Here is a 20,519-nt window from a genome sequence, read left to right on the forward strand (position 1 = left end):
TGTACCTGTTTAGCCCTTGAGACCGCCGGCGGTGAGGCCGGAGACAACCCGTTCCTGAAAGATGACGATCAGGATGGCGACCGGCACGATGCCAACCACCAGCGCCGCCGAAATGACCGGCCAGGGGAAGGCGAATTCACCCTGATAAAGCTGGATGCCGACGGGCAGGGTGCGAAGGGCCGGATTGGAATTGAAGGAAAGCGCCAGCAGGAATTCATCCCAGGCATTAACGAAGGCGAGAATACCGGCGGTGAAAACGCCCGGTGCGCAGAGCGGCACGACCACCTTGAACAGCGCGCCGATGCGAGTGCAGCCATCGATCATGGCGGCGTTTTCGAGATCGCGCGGAATGCTTTCGAAGAAGGAGACCAGCATCAACGTGCAGACCGGCAGCGAAAGCACGGTGTAGGGCAGGATAAGCGCCGTCCAGCTGTTGAGCAGGTTCAGCGCCCGCATGATTTCGAACAGCGGCACCAGCAGCGTTACCAGCGGAAAGGTGGAAACGGCGATGATGAGCGAGAGGATCAGCGCCCGGTATTTTAGGTTGAGCCGCGCCAGCGCGTAAGCCGCCAGCACCGAAATCAGGATGGTGAGTGCGGTCGAAAGCAGCGCCACCATGAAGCTGTTGAACAGGAAGAGGTGCAGCGGCTGATCGGAAAAGGCCTGCATGTAGTTGGCCAGCGTCGGCGCGTGCGGAAACCAGGTGATCGGCTTCGCCGTCAGTTCCGCTTCGGTCTTCAGCGAGGTGAAGAGGATCCAGATTGCCGGAAACAGGCCGTTGACCAAAAGGATGGAGGCCGCGATGAAGCGCAGCGGCTTGCCGGAGAAGAACGAGGACAGACCGGAATTTGCAACGGTGCTCATGGGATCAGTCCTTCGTCCTGATGATGCGGAGATAAACGGCGGTGACGCACATGGAGAGCGCAAACATCATGACAGCGAGCGCCGAACCGTAACCGAGATCGAGGAAGGAAACGGTGTTCTGGTGAATGTACATGGCAAGCGTCGTGGTGGATGTGCCGGGGCCACCGCCGGTCATCATGTAAGGAATATCAAAGGTCTGCAGCGCCGTGATCGTGCGGAAGATGAGGGCGACGACGATCGAGGGCTTGAGCAGCGGCAGGGTGATTTCGAAGAACTGCCGGATTTTGCCGGCGCCATCCACATCCGCCGCCTCATAGAGCGAGCGCGGAATGGTCTGCAGGCCGGCAAGGATCATCAGCGCCATGAAAGAGGATGTCTTCCAGATGATCGTCAGGCAGATGGCCGCAAACGCCCAGTTGGGGGAGTTGAACCAGATGACGCCTTCAAAGCCCAGCCGGTTCAGCACATCATTGACCACGCCATACTCGTAGTGGAAGAACCACGCAAAGATCAGGCCGGCAAAAGAGAGCGGCAGCGCCCAGGGGATGAGCAGCGACAGCCGCATCGGCCATTGCATGGAAAAGGGCAGGTTGGCGAGCAGCGCGAGGCCAAGGCCCATGAACAGGGCGCCGGGCACGGTAATCAGCGTTATCAGAACCGTGTTCCAGGTCGTTTCCCAGAAGATCGGATCGTCGAACATCGCCGTGTAGTTTTCAAAGCCGATGAATTCCGCCGGCAGGCCCGATGTCAGCGACAGGCTGAAAAACGAGGTATAAACGAGCCGCGCCACCGGATAGACGATGATCAGCGACAGAAGAATGGCAGCAGGCGCCAGCAGAAGCACGGCAAGCGACCGGTCGCCGAGATCGAGCCACCGCGTCCAGCGCGGCAGCTGCTTTTCGTCCACCCGGACCATGGTTCTTTCCGGCATTGTCACACCTGCCACTCCCGCAACTGGATTCACGTCATCGTCTCCCGATCGGACCGGTTCATACCCGGCCCGTTTATCGCACCGCCCGGGCGCGTTTATTCCTGTCCGTCGAAGCAGCCGGAAAGGGCATGAAACCACGCCGCTTTCCGGCCTTGAAGCTTAGCGCAACACGCGCCGCAGACGGCTTTCCATCTGTTTTGCGCCGTCCTCCGGCGTCATGACGCCGGCAAGTACGCCGTTGACGGTGGTGCGGATCGTCTCGCTGACCTCGTTGTAACGCGGCGTCACGGGACGGGCCTTGGCGGTTTCAACCACGGGCAGGGCATCGGCGAACCACGGGATTGCCTTGGTCACGTCGGCATCCTTGTAAAGCGCGGCATAGGTCGGCAGTAGCGTGGCGTTGATGGCCATGAACTTCGACACATCCTGACCGGAGAGATATTCCACCAGCTTCTTGGCTTCATCCTGCTGTTTGGAATAGGCGGAAACGCCGAATTCCCAGCCGCCGAGGCAGGTTGTCTGCTCGCCGCCCTTGACGGCCGGCAGGCGGGCGACGCCAACCTTGTCATTCACCTGCGATTCCTTGCCCTGGAAATGCGTCCAGGCATAGGACCAGTTGACGGCGAAGAGAACCTTGCCGGCCTGGAATTCCTTGCGGGTGTCGTCGGTCGCGACTTCGGAAATGTTCTTCTTGGAAATGCCTTCATCGACGAAGCTCTTCCAGAGCTTCAGCGAATCCACGGCGGCCTGATTATCGAAGTTCAGCTTGCCGTTTTCGACCAGCGACTTGCCTTCGCTCCAATAGGGCAGGAGGAAGGTGCAGACCGCGCCTTCGATCGCCTTGCCCTGGAAGGACAGGCCCTGAAGCTCCGGGTTCTTTTCACCCTCCATCACCTTCTTGGATGCTTCCTTCAGCTCGTCCCAGGTGGTTGGCGGCTGAATGCCGTATTTGTCCAGCAGGTCCTTGCGGTAATAAAGGAACATGGAGTCGGCGAAGGCGGGCAGCGCCACGATCTTGCCGTCCACGGTGTTGGCTTCGGCATAGGTCGGCAGATAGGCGGACATGTCCTTGCCGGAAAAATCGCTTGTCCAGCCGGCGGTGGCGAATTGCGCGGGACGGATGACGTCGAGCATCAGCACGTCGAGGCTGGAATCCTTGGCCGACATCACGGTGTTGAGATATTGCGCCTGCATTTCCGAGGTGTTGCCGCCTGTCTCGATGACAACCTTCACGCCCGGCGTCTTCGCCTCATATTGATCGAGCGCCTTGCGCCAGACATCCGGCTGATGCTGGCTGGAAACGAAGATTTTCAGTTCGGCATCGGCAAAGGCCTGTCCCGAGAAAGTGAGCATGGTTGCGCAGAGCGCTGCCCTGGTTATAGCTTTGAATTTCATGTGTTCCTCCCGTTATTAAACCCGTTGGCCGCAGCGTTTCCACGCCCGGCAATCAGTGAATGGAGCGTTCCGTCGCGGCGTCGAAAAGATGGACCTTGGACGGATCGAGCCCGATCTTAAGCTCCTCGTTCGGCGCCGGGCGAAGCTGCGGCGGCATTCTGGCGGTCAGCGCCGCATCGCCGAGGCTGAAATGGACGAGCGTATCGGAACCCAGCGGTTCCACCACCTGCACCTTGACTGCAAGCTGGCTGTCGAAGCCCTCGGCGGGGCCGAAATGTTCCGGGCGAATGCCGACAATGACGTCGCGCCCTTCGAGGCCCGTTTCGCGGGCTGGCCGGATGGCCGCCATCGGCAGGAAATTGCCGTCGGAAAATGTCAGCCGGTCGCCACTTACCCTGGCGCGGGCGAAATTCATGGCGGGAGCACCGACGAAGCCGCCGACAAAGACGCTTTCCGGACGGTTATAGACCTCGTCCGGGGTGCCGACCTGCTCGATATCGCCGCCACGCAGGATGACGATGCGGTCGGCCAGCGTCATGGCCTCCACCTGGTCATGAGTGACATAGATGATTGTCGTGCCAAGCTGCTGGTGCAGGCGCTTGATTTCCGTGCGCACCTGTCCGCGGAGTTTGGCGTCGAGGTTGGAAAGCGGCTCGTCGAACAGGAAGACCTGCGGGCGGCGCACAATGGCGCGGCCCATGGCCACACGCTGGCGCTGGCCGCCGGAAAGCTGGCCGGGCCGGCGGTCGAGCAGATGCTCGATGCCGAGCATCTTTGCCGCCTCATCGATGCTGGCATTGGCCTGCGAAGCGCTCACGCCGCGCACCTTCAGGCTGAAACCCATGTTTTCGCGCACGGTCTTGTGCGGATAAAGCGCATAATCCTGAAACACCATGGCGATGTCGCGTTCGCGCGGCGGCAGCCTGTTGACGACACGGTCACCGATCATGACCTCCCCGCCGCTGATGCTTTCCAGACCCGCGACCATACGCAGCGTCGTGGATTTGCCGCAGCCGGAAGGGCCGACGAACACCACGAATTCACCGTCGTTGATTTCAAGGTCGATGCCCTTGACGATGCGCAGGGCACCGTAACTCTTATCCAGCTTGCGCAGGCTGACTGAAGCCATATTTTCCTCCTCACAACCGACGCGTCCAAAATCCCGATGGACGCAAAAGCCGGTATCAACCTTCAAGTTCCACGTATCGCTCTGTCGAAAATCTGTTCCGATTATCCGGCGATAGCGTGGGATGGCGAAACGCCTGTCTCCCTAATTCCGTGATATTACCTTTCACAAAAAGGAAATCAATAGTGTATCAATTTTATTTCTGACAGAAATCAAAAACTATTAAGTCGTTGATTTAAAGAAATATAGTGGCGAAACTCGCCGCAAGGCAGGTCGTCGCTTCCTTGCCTCCCGTCAAATTCTTGCCTCCATGTAGATCACGCGAATATGCGGCGATCTCAACGTATGCGAGAAACGTAGCGGGCAACCGTATGGTCGAACCATGTCCATGAAACTTCGGCCACCGCGCCATCCTGCGCCTGGCTGAGACGCAGCACGCGCGGCACCGGCGCGCCCGGCTTCTGGCCGAAGGCCTCGGGTGCCCAGTCGGGTACGTCGCCCAGATCGATGCGGTCTTCCGCCTTCGAGATCCAGAGATTGAGACGGGTGCGATAATAAAGATAGAGGGATTCCGACATGTTCTCGATGGCGATCGTGTCGACATAAGAACCATCAAGCCAGATTTCCTCGATGGCCGCCGGTTTTCCGGCAATGCGCCGGAGGCGGCGAATGCGATGCCCTTCGGCGGAAGTGCCGAAAGCGGGCAGGGCGGCGGGTTTGGCAAGCCGCGCCACATCCAGAACCTCTGCCGTCGGCAGGCCGCCGCCCTCGATCATCTCGAGGCGGAAGAAGGCGTAAACGCTTTGCGGATCGCTGACGGCGCGGATGTAATTGCCCGAACCCTGCACGCGCTCCAGCAGGCCGCGCTCCTGCAATTCGGCGAGTGACTTGCGAAGCGTGCCGACGGCAATGCCGAGATCGGCCGCCATATCACGCTCCGGCGCCAGCTTTTCGCCGTCGATCAGCCGGCCCGCCGCCACCTCGCGCACCAGCATTTCGGCGATCTGCAGATACATGGGCAGGCTGCCGCCAGTGTTTTTCATGATGTCGTTTCCTCCCCGAAACAAAAATTGATACATCATTGATTTACATATTTCTTGATGTTATGCAAGAAAAACAAGAGCGGCCCTGAGGAGGAATTGCATGACCGTCGTACCCGTTACATCCGCTGATCTCGATGCTGCCGAGGTCTCCTGGTTTTCCGCTTTGTGCTCCGATGATTACGCCTATCTGGGCGTGCCAGACGGCAGCCTGCGCTCCAGCTTCGACCATTGCTCCGATATCGTCAAAAAGGCCGAGGAACTCGGTTTCCGCAACATCCTCTGCCCCTCATCCTATCAGGTCGGGCAGGATACGCTGAGCTTCGTTGCAGGCTGTGCGCCGATCAGTGACCGCATCAATTTCCTTGCGGCGATCCGCTGCGGCGAGATGCAGCCGATCATGCTGGCGCGCACGGTGGCGACGCTCGACCACATGCTGAAGGGCCGCCTGACGCTCAACGTCATCAGCTCCGATTTTCCCGGAGAAGTGGCCGATAGTGCGTTTCGTTACAAGCGCAGCCACGAGGTCGTTGAGATCCTGCGTCAGGCCTGGACGCGCGACACCATCGACCATGACGGTGAAATCTACCAGTTCAAGGGTGTCTCCACCGAGCCGGCACGGCCTTACCAGCAGAATGGCGGACCGCTGCTTTATTTCGGCGGTTATTCGCCGGATGCGCTGGAACTCTGTGGCGCGCAGTGTGACGTCTATCTGATGTGGCCTGAGACGAAGGACCAGCTGGCGGACCGCATGCGCGCCGCCAATGAACGTGCAGCCGCCCATGGCCGCACGCTGGATTACGGCCTGCGCGTCCACATGGTGGTGCGCGATACCGAACAGGAAGCGCGCGAATACGCCGAACATCTGGTCTCGAAGCTTGATGACGAATATGGCCAGCTGATCCGTAACCGCGCCCATGACAGCGGCTCGCTCGGCGTGTCGCATCAGGCGCGTGCCCGCGAACTGGCTGACAAGTTCGGTTATGTCGAACCCAATCTGTGGACCGGCATCGGTCGGGCGCGCTCCGGCTGCGGTGCGGCTCTCGTCGGTTCGACGGATCAGGTTCTGTCGACGCTGGAGGAATACCAGAAGATGGGCATTCGCGCCTTCATTCTTTCCGGCTATCCGCATATTGATGAGGCGGAACACTTCGGCACCAAGGTTCTGCCGCAGATGAAAACCTGCTCCCTGCCGCATGCTTACGGCCGGGTACCTTCTGAAACGCCTGCCACGCCGCTCGGCAACGGGGAACGCCACTGATGGAACGCATCGCTCTTTCCGACAAACTCGAACTCAGCCGCATCGTTTATGGCATGTGGCGCATCGGCGACGATAAGGACACTTCGCCCGCCCATGTGCAGGCCAAGATCGAAGCCTGCCTGGCGCAGGGCATCACCACCATGGATCAGGCCGATATTTACGGCGGATACACGGCGGAAGCCATTCTGGGTAACGGCCTCAAGGCTGCTCCGGGACTGCGCGACAAAATAGAGATCGTCACCAAATGCGGCATCGTCGCACCGGCCGGCCGGCATTCCGCCGCCCGCGTCAAGCACTATGATACGACGGCAGGCCATATCAATGCCTCGGTCGAGGCGTCGCTGCGCGACATGGGAACCGATTATGTCGATCTCCTGCTCATTCATCGCCCTGATCCGCTTGTTGATGCGGAGGAAACCGGCAAGGCGCTCGACGCACTGGTCGCGTCGGGCAAGGTGAAGGCCGTTGGTGTCTCCAACTTCCGGCCATGGGATTTCTCGCTGCTGCAATCGGCCATGAAAAACCGGCTGGTGACGAACCAGATCGAAATGAGCCTGCTTGCCACGGATAGTTTCACCAATGGCGATCTCGCCTTCCTGCAGGAAAAGCGCGTTTCGCCGATGGCCTGGTCACCGCTTGGCGGCGGCTCGCTATTTTCCGGCGCCCATGGGGGAACGATGGCGGCGCTGCAGCGCATCGGCAAAGAGCAGGGCGTGGATGCCACCGCTGTCGCCATCGCCTGGCTTTTGCGCCATCCGGCCAAGATCGTGCCGGTGCTTGGCACCAACAATATCGAGCGCATCAAAACGGCGGCCGACGCCCTGCGCGTCACGATCGACCGCCAGACATGGTTTGAGCTTTATACACTCGCAATCGGAAACGAGGTGCCGTGATGACAGTGGCAATGGCAGAGGCGATCAAAATGCCCAATGAGCATGTATTTGTTCCCGGCGGCGAGAACAGCCGCAGCTTTCGCAACGCGCTCGGCGCCTTCACGACGGGGGTTACGGTTGTGACGGCAACGACGCCGGACGGACCGATCGGCATGACGGTCAACAGCTTCGCGTCGGTATCGCTTGATCCGCCGCTGGTGCTGTGGTCGCCTGCCAAAAACTCGTCGCGTTATCAGGCCTTCAGCGGTGCCACCCATTTCGCCATTCATGTGCTGAGCGCCGATCAGGACGTGCTGAGCGCCCGCTTCACCCGCAATGGCCGTGCCTTTGACGATCTGGACTGGGAATTGAACGATGAGGGTGTGCCGGTCATTCCCGGAACGCTCGCCCGGTTTGAATGCCGGCAGGCCGCCGCCCATGATGCGGGCGACCACACCATCATCGTCGGCGAGGTTTTGCGCGCCGCACACCGTGATGGCGATCCCCTGTGCTTTTCAGGCGGAGCCTTTGGGCGGTTTTCCCGGCAGTAGTAGAAACTGCCGTTTCCGCTTCGGTTTTCGGCAAAAATTCCGCTGCTCAAGCAATCTTTCCAACTATTTCATGGAGCGTGCCTGTCACGCTCCATTTTATATTTGCGCAGACGTTCAGAGCAATTTTTATGCTGTTTATACTATCAATTATCTTTCAGAATGGGCTAATTGATTTGTCTGAAACAGTGATTCGCCGGTCAGGGCAGGGCGGCGTAATGCGCCGGTGAGGGAGCTTGGATGTCCGGTTGGTTCTGTGGTGTTTCTGAAGAGAAAGATCCGCAGAAGGCGCCCTTGAAGCCAGCGCCCGTATCCTGGCGCTCTCTGCGTGGCTCGACGAGCCTTTTTGCCCTGATGTTTTCCGCCGCACTCGCGTCACCCGCGCTGGCGGAGACGATCGTCTGGGTTGGATCATCGACGGACGACTGGTTCTTGCCCTCCAACTGGTACGGCTATACGCGAGTTCCTGGACCAAACGATACTGCCGGCTTCAATTCCGCGGGGCCGACGATTGCAGTGGGGAAGCATGCCGATATCTCAGATCTGTTGATCGGGATCGACACCGATGGCTCGCTTTCAGTCAATGGCGGCCTGACGACAGTCGGGAGCGACATTGGCTACAACGCCGGCGTTACCGGAAAATTGAACTTTTCGGGGGGAACCTGGTCGAATACCGACGATATAACCGTGGGCGGAAGCGGCGTCGGTGAGCTTTCACTCAGTGGAAGTTCGGCCACGTCTGCGGGAAATATCTACGTCGGTAAGGACGGGTTGGGATATGGCACCGTCAAACTGGACAATTCGTCCAGCTTTGACAATTCCGGCACCGTTTTCGTGGGTTATGGCGGCTTCGGTTTGCTGGAGGTGCTGGGCGCAAGCGAGTTTACCACCGGCGGACTGGTTGTCGCCAACGGAGTTGGCTCCATGGGGACCGTATCCGTGGAGGGTGCCGGCAGCACAGTGACAGGCTCCGGCGATATGATCATCGGCGGTGGCGGGCTAGCCTCTTTCTCCATCGCTGGCGGGGGCGTGGTGATCAGCCAAGGCAAAACGGTCGTTGGCAATCTGGGGTCATCGGATGGAAGTGGGCTCAGGATAGATGGCGCTGGTTCCGTATTGGAAACCCAGGGCACATTGGTTGTCGGCAATGAGGGCGCGGCCACTATGGCTGTCGGTACAGCCGCGACCGTCACCAGCGGCGCCGTCACCATCGGCCGCCATTCGATTGCCGTGGTGGATGTAACCGGCGGCGGCACGCAATGGACGACGGGTGATTTGCAGATTGGCGGCGATGCGTCAGACCCGGTGGGAACGGCTGGTTATGGCACGCTGAATGTGAAGTCGGGAGGCGCGGTGGACAGTACATCCGCGCGTCTCGGCAATGCCGCGGGTGCGACGGGTAATGTTGGCGTGGATGGCAGCGGTTCCGTATGGACGGTCGGCAGCGGCAGTCTCGGCGTTGGCGTCAACGGCACAGGCCGGCTGACAATAACCGGCGGCGGGCTTGTCGAAGCGGTCGATACGGTTCTCGGGGTAAATGCCGGCGGCGTCGGCTCCGCCAGTATCTCCGGTTCGGGGAGCGCCCTGCGCAATTCCGGAAATCTCCATGTCGGCAATGCCGGCGAGGGCTCGCTGCAGATCGATACGGGCGGCTCCGTCGACAGCGATACCGGTTATGTCGCAACGCTTAGCGGTTCGAGATCTTCCGTGATCGTCGACGGCGGCGGATCGAGCTGGACGGTGGCGAAGACCCTTTTCGTCGGATATCAGAATGATGCCGAGGGAGAGGTGGTGGTCAGTACCGGCGGCGGCATTGAGGCAGGGCAGATAACCCTGGGCGAACTTGCCGGTTCGTCCGGCACAATGACCATCGAAGGCACCGGCTCGAATGTCACGGTTGCGGTCGATAACAACCTTGCCGGTTCCGGCTCCATGAATATCGGCCGCTCCGGCAGCGGCTCCGTAACGGTATTCAATGGCGCTTCCCTGAATGCCAATCAGCTTTTTCTCGGCGCGGAGGCCGGTTCGGACGGGGCATTGCAGGTCGCCGGGGCGGGGTCACGCGCGGAAATCGGCAACACCCTCGTTATCGGGAAAAGCGGCAGCGGCATGGTGGAGGTGACGGGCGGTGGTTCCCTTGCCGCGACGACCATCGTGATCGCATCGGCGGCGGGGTCCACCGGCGTTTTGAATATCGGCGCTGCCGCCGGGCAGACGGCGCGTTCTGCCGGGGAGGTTGAGGCGAATGCGATTGCCTTCGGTTCCGGCAACGGCAGCATCGTCCTCAACCACTCGGAAAGCGACTACGAACTTTCCGCGGATATTTCCGGCGCTGGCCGGATCAATGCCGAAAACGGCGTCACGACGCTCAGCGGCAACAACAGCTATTCCGGTGGAACGATGATTTCGGGCGGCACGCTGAAGGGAGCCGCCAGCAGTTTCGGTTCGGGCGAGATCGCCAATAATGCGCAGCTTATCGTGGATGGGGCCGGTAGGCTTTCCAATGTCATCAGCGGTTCCGGCTCGTTTGAAAAGACGGGTACCGGCAATCTCCTTCTCGCCGGCGACAACAGCTATTCCGGCGGCACCACTGTTTCGGCCGGCACGCTGACGGGAACCGCAAAAAGCTTCGGCTCGGGGAACATCGTCAATAATGCGAAACTCGCCGTAGATGGTGCCGGCACGTTTTCGAACGTCGTCAGCGGCACCGGTGCTTTCGAAAAGACCGGTGAGGGCAATCTGGTCCTTTCCGGAAACAGCACCTATTCAGGCCCCACCGAGGTCTCGTCGGGCAAGCTCAGCGTCAATGGATCACTCACAAGCGTGGTTTCGGTCGGCGGCGGTGCGGTGCTCGGCGGGTCCGGCACCATCGGCGGCCTGACCGTCGCCTCGGGCGGCACGCTTTCGCCCGGCAATTCCATCGGCACGCTCACCTCCACGGGCGATGTGACATTCGCCAGCGGCTCGGCCTATGCGGTCGAAATCGACGCATCAGGCAGTTCCGACAGGCTTGATGTCAATGGCGCCATCACCATCGATAACAATGTCCGTCTCGTCGTTACACCGCTTTCAAACTATGCGGCCTACAGTCTCGACACCCAATATCGAATCCTGACGGCGACGGGCGGTATTGTTGGCACATTCTCCGGTGTGGATGATAATTTCGCTTACGTAATTGCGAGTGTCACAAAGAGCGCAGATAACGGCAACGCCTATCTCTCCTTCAATCGGGCATCATCGGAGAACGGGCTTTTTGCTGCTGCAACATCGTCGGATAACGCGCGCAGCGCCGCCAAGGCCGTCGAGGCGCTTGGGGAGGCTTCCTCGCTTTATCAGGCGGCGTTGTTTCTGCAGGACGGCGAAACCCAATCCGCCTTCTCACAGCTTGCCGGTGAACTGCATCCTTCAATTGCCATGGCATTGATAAACCGCAGTCAGTTGACCCGCGACGTTATTCTCAACCGGCTGCGCAGCGCCTTCAAGGGTATCGATGCGCGTCCGATCCTGCCCGCTGTCGGAAGGGCGGGTGCATCGGATCCGATGAATATCGATGAAGGCTCCCTCACTTTCTGGTCCAATGGTTTCGGGTCGCGCGGACATATCGATGGCGATGGCAACGGCTCGTCGGTCAGTATGAAGGGTGGCGGCGTCTTTTTTGGTCTCGATGGTGATTGGGGCAACGGTTGGCGCGCCGGTGTTGCTGCCGGTTATGGCCGTGATGTCATCAGCCAGAAGTCTTTTTTGGCGTCGGCGGATGTGGACAGCTATTATGCGGCCGCCTATGCGGGCGGAGCAATTGGCCCGGCCTCGCTGCGCCTCGGAGCGATCCACGCTTTTCAGGACGTCGAAACCCGCCGGGCGGTGTCGTTTTCGACATTGCAGGAAAATCTGACCGCCGGCTATGACGCCTCCACCACGCAGGTCTTTGCCGAGGCCGCCTGGCGTTTCGATTTTGATCTCGTCCAGTTTGAGCCCTATGCCAATATCAGCTATGTGAACACACGGTCGGATGCCTTCGGCGAGAAGGGCGGCATGGCCGCCGTTTCTTCCGGCTCCGCCAGCCATGACCAGCTTTATTCGACGCTTGGTGCGCGTTTCAGCCGTGATATCGCATTTGAGGGCATGGCTGGGCAGGCGATGTTCGATATCGGCTGGCGTCATGCCTATGGCGATCCGGCGGTTGAGAGCACCTTGTTCTACACGGGTGGCCAAGGCTTTTCCGTTACAAGTGCGGCGATGGCGCAGGATGTGGCGTTGATCAATCTGGGACTGCGCTACGACCTCAATCCTGCCGCCACTTTGACATTCCGTTATGGCGCTGTTTTCGGAGCAGGCATGCTGGATCAATCCGCCTCTGCCGAACTGGGAGTCCGTTTTTGATGAGGCGTGGTCAAAACTTGGTTGGGAAGACAACCCTCGCTGCCTTCCTCTTTGCCAGTGTTGCAGCGAGTGCGCTTGCGCAGGAGGCAGCGAAGATTGCTGCGCCCATGCACGAGGTTTATGGAAGCTGGCAGCTCGCCTGCGCGGCACCAGCGGAAAACGACGAGGCCAACCCGAACGCTTCAGTGGCGGCGGAAAAGCCGGCCTGCGCCATAGCCCAGGTGCAGCTTGAGGAGAAAACCCGCAAGCTTGTCGTCTCGGTCGAATTCCGGATTGATGATCCGAAAATACCGGACAAATTGTCCGGCACCATCGTCATGCCTTTCGGCCTTGCCGTCACAAAGTTGTTTTCGGTGAAATCCGGAACTGTGCGGCTGCAGGAAGTGCAGGTCAGCACCTGCCTGCCCGTCGGCTGCATCGTGTCCTTCACGCCCTTTGTCGAGCTCGTCTCGGCGCTTGAGGCGGGAAAGACATTGACGATTGAAGCCCCCGATCTGCAGGGCCGCACGGTGTCGTTCCAGTTGCAAGCGGCGGGTTTTTCCGAGGCGCTGAAGCGCCTCGGAAATCTGCGTTAGAGCGTTTCCAGTAAAAGCGGAAACGCTTTTACGTCCGGACAACGCGTAAAATCAAAACGATCTAGGCAGCGACGGAATCAGGCTCGCCTTCACCCTCCGGCTTTTGTGGCTCGGCGTGCTTGCCGGCTGATTTCTTGCGGGAAAACAGACCGGCGAGGAAATTGCCGAACCGGTCCATTTCCACGAAGATAACAGGGGTGATGAACAGCGTCAGCAATTGCGAGACGATAAGGCCGCCAACCACGGCGACGCCGAGCGGCTGGCGCAGTTCCGAACTGGCACCCGAGCCGAGCGCGATTGGCAGCGCGCCCAGCAACGCGCAGAAGGTCGTCATCATGATCGGCCGAAACCGGCGAACGCAGGCTTCGTGAATGGCGGTGACGGCCGGCTCGGCCTTTTCGCGCATCAGTTCCACCGCCACGTCGATCATCATGATCGCATTTTTCTTGACGATGCCTATCAGCATCAACAGGCCGATAAGCGCGATGATCGAGAAATCCATGCCCATCACCTTCAACGCCACCAGCGCGCCGAAGGCTGCTGCCGGCAGGCCGGAAAGAATGGTCAGCGGGTGAATGAAGCTCTCGTAGAGAACGCCGAGAACCACATAGATGGTCAGCACCGCCGCAAGAATGAGGATGCCGGTATTGCCCTGGCTCTGCTGGAAGATTGCCGCCGTGCCGCCATAGCTGGTGAAAACGTCCTGCGGCAGGCCGATCGTGCTTTTGAGCTGATCGATCCGGCTGGTGGCATCGGACAGCGCCACCCCATCCGGCAGGTTGAAGGAAATCGTCGTGGAAACGAGCTGGCCGGTCTGGTTGATGGTGACCGGTGCCTGGGTGCGGGTGAGGGCAGCAAAATTGGAAAGCGGAACCAGAACGCCGGATTTGGCCGAGAGAATATTGATATCGCTCAGGAAATCATCATTCCACTGTTTCGAACTGTCGAACTCCACGATCACATCATAGCTGTCGCCAGTCGACTGGATTTGCGCCGCCGTATAACCGCCGAAGGACATTTCCAGCGTCTTGCGCAATTGGTCATTGGTGATGCCGAAGGCGGCGGCTTTTTCCGGATCGACGGTGATTGTTGCGGCGATGGCGCCGTTCTGGGCGTCGGAAGTGACGGCAGTGAACGTATGGTCGCGGCGCATCGCTTCCATCAGCTTGTTAGACCAGTCATTGGTCGTATCGGCATTGAGGCCCTGAACGACGAGCTGATACTGGCTGGCGGAACTGCGCCCGCCGAAACGCAGGCTCTGCTGCGGATTGATATAGGTGCGGATGCCGGCCACTTTCGATGTGGCCTGCCCCAGTTCCGCTAGCACCTGGCTGAGCGGCGCGCGTTGTTCCTTGGGCTTAAGTTCAACGAACATCGAACCATTGTTCAGCGGATTGCGGGAGTTGCCGCCGACAATGGAGGTGACATGCACAACGGCCGGGTTCTTGCGGATCTGGTCGGCGACCTGGGCCTGAAGGTCCCGCATCGCAGTATAGGAAATATCCTCGCGCGCCTGCGTCGACACAGAAAGACGGCCAATATCCTCCTGCGGGAAGAAGCTGGAGGGCAGGGTCTCGAACAGATAGAGCGAGGCGGCAATCGAGGCCAGAAACGAAGCCAGAACCACACGGCGGTGGGAAAGGCACCAGCCGACTGCACGGCCATAACCACGCAGCGTGCGCTCGAAACCGGCATCAAACCACCGGACGATGGCTGGCGGTCTGGACGAATTGCCGGAAAGGCGCGAGGCGAGCATCGGCGTTACCGTCAGCGACACCAGCGCCGAGGCCATGATTGCGAGCGTGACGACCATGCCGAATTCGTTGAAGAGCCTGCCGATCACCCCACCCATCAACAGGATGGGAATAAACACGGCAACCAGCGAGATGGACATGGACAGGATGGTATTGCTGACTTCGGCCGCCCCCTGAAGGGCAGCTTCCCGCATGGTCAGCCCTTTTTCATGCAGGCGTAATATGTTTTCCAGCATGACGATGGCATCGTCCACCACCAGCCCCACGGACAATGTGAGGCCAAGCAGTGAGATATTGTCGATGCTGTAACCCAGCACATACATGGCGCCGAAGGCGGTGATCAGCGACAAAGGTACGGCAAGGCCCGGAATGATGGTCGCCGTCAGGTGGCCGGTGAAAAGATAGATGACCGCGACGACCAGCCCGATGGTGAGGAAAAGCGTGAACTGGACATCGGAGATCGCATCCGTGATGGCGGTCGAGGCGTCATTCATGACGTTGATGTTCACCGAGGGCGGTAATTGCTGGCGAAGTGCCGGCAGCTTGGCCTTGATGGCATCGACAACGTCGACGGTATTGGCGTCCGGCTGTCGCTGTACGGCAAGGATGATCGCCTGTTCGCCGTCAAACCAGCTACCGGCATTGGTGTTGTCGATGCTATCGGTAACATTGGCGATGTCACCGAGATGGATAGGTGCGCCATTATTCGTCGCTACGACGAGGGTACGGAAGGCCGCGGCATCCGTGCGCTGGGTATCGGCCTCGATTGTCAGGCGCTGGTTGTCGTTCTGTAATGCACCAACGGGCACCTGATTATTCGCCTGTGCTATCGCATTGGTAACGGTATCGACGCCGAGCCCGCGCGCCTGAAGCTGCGCCGGATCGAGGCCGATGCGCACGGCATAGGTCTGCGCCCCATAGACACTGACCTGGGCGACGCCGGAAATGGTGGAAAGTAGCGGCGAGATGATATCTTCGGCGATCTCATCCACCTTGCTGGTTGGCAGTTCCTTGCTGTTTATCGCCAGCAACAGCACCGGGGCATCGGCCGGGTTGGTCTTGCGGTAGCTTGGCGTCGTCGTCATGTTGCTTGGCAATTGCCGTTGCGCGCGCGAAATCGCTGCCTGAACATCGGCAGCCGCCGCATCGATATCGCGGTTAAGGTCGAATTGCAGCACGATCGAGCTGTTGCCCAACGTATTGGTGGCGCTGATCTCGCTGACGCCCGGAATGGTCTCGAACTGCTTGACCAGCGGGGTGGTGACCGATGTGGCCATGGTCTGCGGCGAAGCGCCCGATAGCGACGACGAGACGCTGATTGTCGGAAAATCGACCTTCGGCAGTGCGGCGACGGGCAGCAGGCGGAAACCGGCAAGCCCGGCCAGCACGAGGCCGATGGCGAGAAGAGTGGTTGCGACGGGCCGGTTGATGCAGAAATTCGAGATCATGGGGTGCCAGCCTTTTCCTGTGGAACATTGGCGGCCAGATTGCCATCTGCGCCACCCTTGTCGGAAAACTGCTCGACAACCTGCTGGCCATCGGCGAGTTCCGACTGGCCTTCGATGATGACATGTTCTCCACCGGACAGGCCGCTGGCGATGGCGGTGAGATCGCCGTTCGAACGGGCGACTTCGACCGTCGTCATATGGACACGGTGGTTTTCATCGACGGTATAGACGAAACTTCCCTTCGGCCCCGGCCGAACCGCAACCGTCGGCACGACGATCATCTCTTCATCCGAGACGAAGTGGGCTGTGACGTTGACGGACTGGCCGGGCCATAAAAGGCCGCGGTCGTTCTTGAATTCGGCTTTCGCCAGCACGGTGCCGGAGGTCTGGTCCACCGTATTGTCGTAAAAGCGCAGCACGCCCTGCATGGCTTCACCGCCGGTTGCCGCCGGGTCCACATCCACAGTTGCGCCCTTCTCGAGGCCTTCGCGCAATTGCGGCAGGTAACGTTGGGACAGACGGAAGCTGACATCGATGGGGTCGTATTTCGTGATCGTCACGATATTGACGCCGGCGCTGAGATAAGCGCCGGGGCTGACGCTGATATCGCCCAGCCGACCGTCAAAGGGCGCACGGATCTCCATATTCTCGAGCGTCACCTGGTCGGCGGCCAGTGCCGCGCGGTCAGCACCGATCTTGGCGCTGGCCGAATCCCGCGCCGCCTTGGCGAGATCCAGCACTTGCTGGGCTTCGGCATTCTGCTTGACCAGATTGGCGGCGCGCTGGAAAGCCGCCTCGGCCTGATCGAGCGTCGCCTGATCGGCGGCAATATTGGCCTGGTCCTTGTCGACGGCGGCGCGGGCGATGCGGTCATCCATTTTCAGGATCAGATCACCGGCCTTGATATGCTGGCCGTCCTTTGCCGCGATTTCCGTGACGAGACCGGCCTGAAGCGGGGCGATATTGGTGATATCGGCCGCAACCGCCCAGCCTGTCGCCATGGCATCCATCGGCAGCGTCGCCTTGTCGACGGCGATGGTGCTGACGGTGGGCGGTCCGCCATTGCGCCGCCCGCCACCCTGTCTTTGGCCCTGTTGTGGGGCGGCCTGGCCGTTTTGTGCGTGCTGCGCCCTGGTATCAGCCGTGGCAGGGGCCGTCTGTTGCGAGACGCTGGCGAATTGCTTGAGATAGGGAATTTGATCGAGCGGCAGGCGGTCTTTGAAATACCACGCGCCGATGGCTGCGATGGCAAGAACGCTGAGGGCGGTCCAGAAACGTTTCATCTGACGATTCCGCATAATGAGAGCGATACATGTTTCCCGAACATGTGCGGCAAGCCTTGGGAGCAGCTTGCCACCCAGAAGATACCCATTGCGCTGCGAAATCACCTTAAACTTTTGTAATGGCGGCGACAATGGCCACGGCGCTACGCCTTGCGGAGCAGGGGGTGTGGCGGTTCTTGGTCGATGTCGGTCGCCGGCTTACCACGCGACAGCCGCTGCCTGAGCGTCGGCCTCTGCCTCCACGATCAGCATCTGTGTTCACCGGTGCCGTCAGTTGCTGGAGCGGAATGTCGTCGATATGCATCCTGACCGGCGGACAATCTCCGCTGATGGTTTCAGCCAAAAAAGCCGCCTCGTTTCCGGGGCGGCTTTGGTGTCAGCGGCGCGATGCCATGGGTCAGAAGGCCCGGATGGCGTTGCGCGTCGCAAGTACATCCTCGGCCACATTGCCCGTCGTTGCGGGAACGGAGCCGACGAGATCGAGGAACTTGTAAAGTTCGGTTGCCTGCGAATTCGTGACGTAGATGATGTCGCGATCCTGCATCGGGAATTTCGTGCTGGCGAAGAAGGTGGAGGGATCGCGCAGATTGGCGCGGAAGATGACCGGAACGTCCTGCCCGGGGAACTTGGACGTATTGATGCCCAGTTTGACCAGAAGCTCGCGCTTGACGGTGCGATAGACATAGACCTGGGCCGGATCCGCGCGGGAATCGAGCAATCCGCCCGCCTTGCCGAGCGCATCCGAAAGCTTGAGATCGGCGTCCTCGAATTCGAAACGGCCGTTGAGGCCGGAAGCGCCGAAGGCGAGATAAGTGCGGCGCTCACGTTCCACCATGATCGTGTCGCCCGGAACCACATAGATGTTCTCGCTCGGCGTGCTGACGAGGTGATTATAGTTGACGCGCGCAGTCTTGCCGCGGCGGATCAGCGTTACATAGGATTCGATATTGGGCGCGCTGAGGCCCTTGGCATAGGAGATCACGTCAAGAACGCGATCGCCCGCTTCCGACAGCTGGACCTTTGTCGGCTCCTTGACATCGCCAAGCACGGAGGCCTGCGCCGAACGGCTGGAAATCTTGGTGATGAGAACCTGCGGTTCGATGGCGCGGTTGGCAAGTCGCTCCTCGATTTCGCTCTGCACATCCTCGACATTGCGGCCGGTCGCGCGGATCTTGCCGGCATAGGGCACGCTGATATTGCCTTCCCGATCCACCGTCTGGTTGGGCAGGCTGATAAAGTTGCCGGGGCGGCTGCCCGCATCACTCGGGATGAACAGACCACCCGCCTGACTTTCGAAGATCGCCACCTGCACCACGTCGCCGACACCCATTGGCAGCGCAGGCACACCGCCCTTGCCACCACCGAAGCTGCCGAGCAGGGTCGTTGTCGTGGTATCGCCGACATAATTCAGGACGGAACTGTTTATGTCGATCAGCGCGTAGTCGACGCCTGCGGTTTTCTGCTTGTCCTTGGAACCGAATTTTACCGAAGCGTTGGATTCGATTGACGCCGCATCAGGCCCGGACGCCGCTGTGACCGTGCAGCCTGTCAGTGCTGCGGAGGCAAGCAGAATCGAAACATTCAATAAACGCATTTGGTCCTCAAAATGAATTTCGTCCGAAAAGTAAAACAGTCCGGACATCGTATAATTTTTAAAAAATAGACACGTCATAAACAGAGCCGGTAAAGTAAACTTCACCGGTATTACATTCCTTAAGCAGAAACGTATTTAGAAACTGCTTCTGCCCGCATCAGGCATATGCCCAATTCCAGGCGATGCTTCAAGTTCATTCACCGATCATCTGTGCCAGAAAGCTGCAATCGCGCACATTCGTGGTTCAGAGGAGCGTTGATGTCTTTGCTTTTAATATTCAGTCAGAGCCATAATCTCTTCGATTGCTGCATTGCGCTAGTGCAGTTTTGTCACGCTTGAGAAGTTTCTTTATGTCTTGATATCACGAATTGGTAATTATTTGTTTTACGAATGTTTTTTCAGCTTTTTGCGGATGCGCCCGAAAGACGGTGTGATGTCGTTTGATCTTCTATGGGCCGAGGCGGGCAATGCCAGCCACTCATGGATGCCAAGGCGGATGGCGGCCATTTGAACGATGGCCGGCAGCGCAACACCGATGATTGTCGTGATTGCCAGAAGGCTTGCCATATCTGTCACCTGAAACAGTTTTACTGCAACAGCCCGGCCAAAGCCGATGGCGATGATGTGCATGACATAAATGCCGACGGACAGTCTCCCAAGCGTTTCAAATACGGACGATATCGCGTTTTCGCTCCTCGCGAGAATTTGCGATAGTGCGATCACCAGAAAGATGCCGAGAACAGCGGAGATAAATGGGAGCCTTTCGGGAATCTCGGCTTGCCATGACAAATAGGCTGAAATTGCAAAGGCTACGAGCAGTCCGAGAAATGAGCGCGTATCGTATCGTCGCTGCTGAAAACCATATTGTTTCGCGACGATGCCGAGTGTGAAATACACGAAGCCGTAGGCGATATCCCAGAGGACGGAATGGCTGAGTGAATAAAGCAGTGTGAAAAGAACAAGTGCGAGTGCCAGGCGGACTAGCGCGGATAGCTGTGTTAAAACAAAGGATGCGAGCTGGCAGAAAAACAGCGCGTAGAGAAACCAGAAGGGACTGATCGGATTCCACAGGATTTCGAGAATTCTGGTAAAATCAATGACAGTATTTGTGAGGCCGAGACGCCCCATGGCAACCATGAGGCTGCCGTGCAGGAGCGACCAGAACAGATAGGGATAAGCGATATTTTTTCCCAGCTTGCCCAGGAAATCTCTGGGGTCCGTCGTTTTTCCAGATGAGAAAAAAAGCCCCGAAACGAAGAAAAAAAACGGCATATGAAAAGTATAGATCGTGTAGTCGAAAAATCCCAGAAGGCTGAATTGCGGTGGTGCGCCGGAAACGCTTAGTCCCCTTTCCGCGTGACCGAAAACCACAAGGATCATGCACAGGCCTTTGGCGACATCATAACTATTGTCGCGCGACTTTTTCTGTTCCATCTCGGTGCTCTGAA

14 protein-coding genes are annotated in these 20,519 nt (G+C 59.1%); 5 read left to right on the forward strand and 9 right to left on the reverse strand.

The genetic code is table 11. From position 1 onward, the window contains the following. Positions 1 to 9: 9 nt before the first annotated feature. The 5 genes from M0412_RS16620 to M0412_RS16640 form a co-directional block, all read right to left on the reverse strand. A complete protein-coding gene (locus M0412_RS16620; RefSeq protein WP_035220846.1) occupies positions 10 to 864 on the reverse strand; it encodes a carbohydrate ABC transporter permease in 855 nt (284 codons plus the stop codon). 4 nt (positions 865 to 868) lie between these two features. Beyond that, positions 869 to 1,780 carry a carbohydrate ABC transporter permease gene (locus M0412_RS16625; protein ID WP_003519885.1) on the reverse strand — a complete coding sequence of 304 codons (912 nt, stop codon included), beginning with the start codon at positions 1,778 to 1,780 and terminating at the stop codon, positions 869 to 871. Between the two features lie 174 nt (positions 1,781 to 1,954). Next, on the reverse strand, positions 1,955 to 3,190 hold the full coding sequence (locus tag M0412_RS16630) for an ABC transporter substrate-binding protein (RefSeq protein ID WP_065117631.1): 1,236 nt from the start codon (positions 3,188 to 3,190) through the stop codon (positions 1,955 to 1,957). A 52-nt stretch (positions 3,191 to 3,242) separates the two neighbouring features. After that, a complete protein-coding gene (locus tag M0412_RS16635; RefSeq protein ID WP_269699434.1) occupies positions 3,243 to 4,319 on the reverse strand; it encodes an ABC transporter ATP-binding protein in 1,077 nt (358 codons plus the stop codon). Positions 4,320 to 4,654: 335 nt separating this feature from the next. Next, a complete protein-coding gene (locus M0412_RS16640; RefSeq protein WP_142842720.1) occupies positions 4,655 to 5,359 on the reverse strand; it encodes a GntR family transcriptional regulator in 705 nt (234 codons plus the stop codon). A gap of 100 nt (positions 5,360 to 5,459) precedes the next feature. On the opposite strand from M0412_RS16640, the gene M0412_RS16645 reads away from it, so the two are divergent. From M0412_RS16645 to M0412_RS16665, 5 genes are all read left to right on the forward strand, one after another. Continuing rightward, positions 5,460 to 6,617, forward strand: a complete 1,158-nt coding sequence (locus M0412_RS16645) for an LLM class flavin-dependent oxidoreductase (RefSeq protein WP_065117634.1) — start codon at positions 5,460 to 5,462, stop codon at positions 6,615 to 6,617. After that, positions 6,617 to 7,510 (forward strand): aldo/keto reductase family oxidoreductase, encoded by an 894-nt coding sequence (locus M0412_RS16650; protein WP_142842722.1) that lies wholly within the window; start codon positions 6,617 to 6,619, stop codon positions 7,508 to 7,510. Before M0412_RS16645 ends, M0412_RS16650 begins: the two co-directional genes overlap by 1 nt. A gap of 5 nt (positions 7,511 to 7,515) precedes the next feature. Next, positions 7,516 to 8,040 (forward strand): flavin reductase family protein, encoded by a 525-nt coding sequence (locus M0412_RS16655; RefSeq protein ID WP_142842818.1) that lies wholly within the window; start codon positions 7,516 to 7,518, stop codon positions 8,038 to 8,040. 237 nt (positions 8,041 to 8,277) lie between these two features. Continuing rightward, positions 8,278 to 12,417, forward strand: a complete 4,140-nt coding sequence (locus M0412_RS16660) for an autotransporter domain-containing protein (protein WP_269699435.1) — start codon at positions 8,278 to 8,280, stop codon at positions 12,415 to 12,417. Beyond that, positions 12,417 to 12,992, forward strand: coding sequence for an invasion associated locus B family protein (locus tag M0412_RS16665; RefSeq protein ID WP_269699436.1), 576 nt, complete (start codon positions 12,417 to 12,419; stop codon positions 12,990 to 12,992). Before M0412_RS16660 ends, M0412_RS16665 begins: the two co-directional genes overlap by 1 nt. Before the next feature lie 61 nt (positions 12,993 to 13,053). Here M0412_RS16665 and M0412_RS16670 read toward each other — a convergent pair whose 3' ends face one another. The 4 genes from M0412_RS16670 to M0412_RS16685 all read right to left on the reverse strand — a co-directional run bounded on the left by M0412_RS16670 (position 13,054) and on the right by M0412_RS16685 (position 20,505). After that, positions 13,054 to 16,194: an efflux RND transporter permease subunit gene (locus M0412_RS16670; protein ID WP_269699437.1), complete on the reverse strand. Its 3,141-nt coding sequence runs from the start codon at positions 16,192 to 16,194 to the stop codon at positions 13,054 to 13,056. Then, complete coding sequence (locus M0412_RS16675) at positions 16,191 to 17,477, reverse strand: efflux RND transporter periplasmic adaptor subunit (protein WP_269699438.1); 1,287 nt, start codon at positions 17,475 to 17,477, stop codon at positions 16,191 to 16,193. The genes M0412_RS16670 and M0412_RS16675 overlap by 4 nt, the downstream gene beginning before the upstream one ends. Positions 17,478 to 17,874: 397 nt before the next feature. After that, positions 17,875 to 19,071: a polysaccharide biosynthesis/export family protein gene (locus M0412_RS16680; RefSeq protein ID WP_269699439.1), complete on the reverse strand. Its 1,197-nt coding sequence runs from the start codon at positions 19,069 to 19,071 to the stop codon at positions 17,875 to 17,877. Between the two features lie 384 nt (positions 19,072 to 19,455). Further along, a complete protein-coding gene (locus M0412_RS16685; RefSeq protein WP_269699440.1) occupies positions 19,456 to 20,505 on the reverse strand; it encodes an acyltransferase family protein in 1,050 nt (349 codons plus the stop codon). Between the last annotated feature and the right edge of the window lie 14 nt (positions 20,506 to 20,519).

The organism is Agrobacterium sp. O3.4, from assembly GCF_041414895.1.
GTDB classification, from domain to species: Bacteria; Pseudomonadota; Alphaproteobacteria; order Rhizobiales; family Rhizobiaceae; genus Agrobacterium; species Agrobacterium cucumeris.

Coding starts and splice junctions, on each gene's coding strand:
- M0412_RS16650 (WP_142842722.1), top strand. CDS start 6,617: ATGGAACGCATCGCTCTTTCCGACAAACTCGAACTCAGCCGCATCGTT.
- M0412_RS16630 (WP_065117631.1), bottom strand. CDS start 3,190: ATGAAATTCAAAGCTATAACCAGGGCAGCGCTCTGCGCAACCATGCTC.
- M0412_RS16625 (WP_003519885.1), bottom strand. CDS start 1,780: ATGGTCCGGGTGGACGAAAAGCAGCTGCCGCGCTGGACGCGGTGGCTC.
- M0412_RS16620 (WP_035220846.1), bottom strand. CDS start 864: ATGAGCACCGTTGCAAATTCCGGTCTGTCCTCGTTCTTCTCCGGCAAG.
- M0412_RS16645 (WP_065117634.1), top strand. CDS start 5,460: ATGACCGTCGTACCCGTTACATCCGCTGATCTCGATGCTGCCGAGGTC.
- M0412_RS16660 (WP_269699435.1), top strand. CDS start 8,278: ATGTCCGGTTGGTTCTGTGGTGTTTCTGAAGAGAAAGATCCGCAGAAG.
- M0412_RS16680 (WP_269699439.1), bottom strand. CDS start 19,071: ATGCGTTTATTGAATGTTTCGATTCTGCTTGCCTCCGCAGCACTGACA.
- M0412_RS16635 (WP_269699434.1), bottom strand. CDS start 4,319: ATGGCTTCAGTCAGCCTGCGCAAGCTGGATAAGAGTTACGGTGCCCTG.
- M0412_RS16670 (WP_269699437.1), bottom strand. CDS start 16,194: ATGATCTCGAATTTCTGCATCAACCGGCCCGTCGCAACCACTCTTCTC.
- M0412_RS16675 (WP_269699438.1), bottom strand. CDS start 17,477: ATGAAACGTTTCTGGACCGCCCTCAGCGTTCTTGCCATCGCAGCCATC.
- M0412_RS16640 (WP_142842720.1), bottom strand. CDS start 5,359: ATGAAAAACACTGGCGGCAGCCTGCCCATGTATCTGCAGATCGCCGAA.
- M0412_RS16685 (WP_269699440.1), bottom strand. CDS start 20,505: ATGGAACAGAAAAAGTCGCGCGACAATAGTTATGATGTCGCCAAAGGC.
- M0412_RS16665 (WP_269699436.1), top strand. CDS start 12,417: ATGAGGCGTGGTCAAAACTTGGTTGGGAAGACAACCCTCGCTGCCTTC.